The organism is Streptomyces glaucescens (assembly GCF_002154375.1).
In the GTDB taxonomy this organism is placed as follows: domain Bacteria; phylum Actinomycetota; class Actinomycetes; order Streptomycetales; family Streptomycetaceae; genus Streptomyces; species Streptomyces glaucescens.
In genome coordinates this window covers 1-2,241 of the sequence record NZ_MUND01000913.1, presented here as the reverse complement: position 1 = coordinate 2,241, position 2,241 = coordinate 1, and the positions used below count along the sequence as shown (strand labels likewise).

Here is a 2,241-nt window from a genome sequence, read left to right as displayed (position 1 = left end):
GGCCGTGGCCACCGCCGCCGCCACCCGGTTGCTCGCCCCGCTGCTGCCCGAGCCACTGGACCACGTCCTGCTCCAGGCCGACCTCACGGCCGTGGCGCCCGGCCCGCTGCACCGGCCGCTGGCGGAGACGCTGGGCGTGCTCGCCGAGGTCGAGTCGAAGGGCGGCGCGACCGTCTACCGCTTCACCCCCGCCTCCGTGCGCCGCGCCCTGGACGCCGGCCGCAGCGCCGCCGACCTGCACGCCTTCCTCGCCGAGCACTCCCGCACCCCGGTGCCGCAGCCGCTCGCCTACCTGATCGACGATGTCGCCCGCAGGCACGGCCACCTGCGGGTCGGCGCCGCCTCCGCGTACGTCCGCTGCGACGACGACGCGCTGCTCAACGAGATCCTCGCCGACAAGCGCGCCGCGGGGCTGCGGCTGCGCCGGCTCGCGCCGACCGTGCTGGCCGCGCAGGCCGACCCCGCCACGCTGCTGGAGGGGCTGCGCGCCATGGGCTTCGCCCCGGCCGCCGAGTCCGCCGAGGGCGACGTGCTGATCACCCGCGCGCACGCCCACCGCACCCCGCCGCGCACCGCGCCCGAACCGGTGCCGGACGGGCCGCCGGTGCCCGACGCGACGCTGCTCGCCGCCGCGATCCGGGCGATCAAGGCGGGCGACCTGGCCGCCACCGCCCCGCGCAAACCGGGCCCCGCCGACCCCTCGGGCACCGAGACGCCGCTCCCGGGCGGCGAGCTGCCGCGCACCGGCTCCGCCGAGACCCTGGCCACCGTGCAGGCCGCCGTCCTCACCGGGCAGGCACTGTGGATCGGCTATGTGAACGCGGAGGGCGCGGCGAGCCAGCGGGTGATCGCCCCGGTGCGGGTGGAGGGCGGCTTCGTGACGGCGTACGACCACACCGCGGACGAGGTCCGCACCTTCGCGCTGCACCGCATCACGGGCGTGGCGGAGCTGGCCGGCGAGGAGGATGAGGACGGCTGAGGACGCCCGCGTCGCGCGGGCCGGCTCACCCGCCGGGGTGTACGCGGCCGTTCATGCACGCCACGCCGGGCTTGTCCCACCCATGAGGGAGCTTGCCGGGCCTGCCGCATCGCGGCGCCGGGTGCCGGGCAGCCACCGGTTGTCCTGATCACGCATCGAGCCCGGGCCGCACCACGGACGGCCCGGGCGGCACAGCCGAAAGGAAGTCCCCATGCGCGCAGCCCGACGTGTGGCCGCCGTTCTCTCCGCCGCCGTCCTGATGTTCGGCGCCCTCACCACCCAGGCCGCCGCCATCAGCATCGACGTCGCCGGACTGGTCCTCGAGACGCCGCAGGTCTGATCCGGCGCCCGCGACCCGGGCCGGTCCCGTTCAGCCCCTCCGGGACCGGCCCGCCGGCCCAGCCCCCGTCTCGTTCTCGTGCGAAAGGTCTGACGCCCCGATGCCTTCCGAACCCCCCGTTCCGCTCCGCCGCACCCGCTCCACCGCCGTCGCGGTCTCCGCCGCCGCGCTGGTCTCGGCCGCCGCGCTGATCGGCGCCCTGGCCCCGCGGGCGTCCGCGGCGGCGCCGCTGCCGCTGCCGGTCGCCGGAGCGGAACCGCTGGTCACGGAGGGGGTGACCATCGAGGGACCGCTGATCAATACGATCGCTCTACCCATGCTGAGGTAGCCGGGCGCCTGCGGTAGCTGTCCCCTTCGAGGCATACGGTCTCCGCGTGGTGGGCGAGACGGTCCACCATCGCCGGGAGGGACGGGCCGTCGAGGACCTCGTGCCAGCGCTCCAGCGGGCGGTCGCTGGTCACGATCAGCGAGCCGCGCTCGTAGCGGTGGGCGACCAGGTGGAACAGCAGGCGCGCGGCGTCCGCGTCGAAGGGGACGTAACCGACCTCGTCGACGATGAGGAGGGGAACGTCGTCGAGCCCGGCCAGTTCCTCCCCGAGCCGCCCCGCGGCCTCGGCCTCCGCCAGCCGGTCCACCCACTCGGCGGCGGTCGCGAACAGCACCCGGTGCCCGGCCTGGCAGGCGCGCAGCCCGAGCCCGATGGCGAGGTGGGTCTTGCCGGTGCCGGGGGCGCCGGTGAACACCACGTTGCGGCAGGCGGCGACGAAGTCCAGCTTGCCGAGCCGGGCCACCGCGTCCCGGTCGAAGACGCGCGGATACCCGGTGTCGAAGTCCTCCAGCTGCTTGCGGGCGGGGAAGGCGGCGGCCCGGATCCGGTCCTCGGCGTGCGACTCCCGAGCGGGCGGACCGGCCTGGGCGGGGA

Annotated in this window: 4 protein-coding genes; 3 read left to right on the top strand and 1 reads right to left on the bottom strand. The window is 76.4% G+C overall.

Features of this window, described 5'->3' with window-relative positions:
* From CCN42_RS39215 to CCN42_RS39210, 3 genes are all read left to right on the top strand, one after another.
* Positions 1-979 (top strand): helicase C-terminal domain-containing protein (locus CCN42_RS39215; RefSeq protein ID WP_086741945.1); only part of this gene is annotated, 979 nt, incomplete at its 5' end.
* A 211-nt stretch (positions 980-1,190) separates the two neighbouring features.
* Positions 1,191-1,319: a hypothetical protein gene (locus tag CCN42_RS45810; protein ID WP_281259572.1), complete on the top strand. Its 129-nt coding sequence runs from the start codon at positions 1,191-1,193 to the stop codon at positions 1,317-1,319.
* 100 nt (positions 1,320-1,419) lie between these two features.
* Complete coding sequence (locus tag CCN42_RS39210; RefSeq protein WP_086741944.1) at positions 1,420-1,647, top strand: hypothetical protein; 228 nt, start codon at positions 1,420-1,422, stop codon at positions 1,645-1,647.
* Here the strand turns inward: CCN42_RS39210 and istB are convergent.
* The coding region (gene istB / locus CCN42_RS39205; protein ID WP_158102202.1) for an IS21-like element helper ATPase IstB at positions 1,616-2,241 on the bottom strand (626 nt) is incomplete at its 5' end. The genes CCN42_RS39210 and istB overlap by 32 nt on opposite strands.

Bases quoted from the DNA above. Each gene is read 5' to 3' on its own strand.
- CCN42_RS39210 (WP_086741944.1), top strand. From the start codon at position 1,420: ATGCCTTCCGAACCCCCCGTTCCGCTCCGCCGCACCCGCTCCACCGCC.
- CCN42_RS45810 (WP_281259572.1), top strand. From the start codon at position 1,191: ATGCGCGCAGCCCGACGTGTGGCCGCCGTTCTCTCCGCCGCCGTCCTG.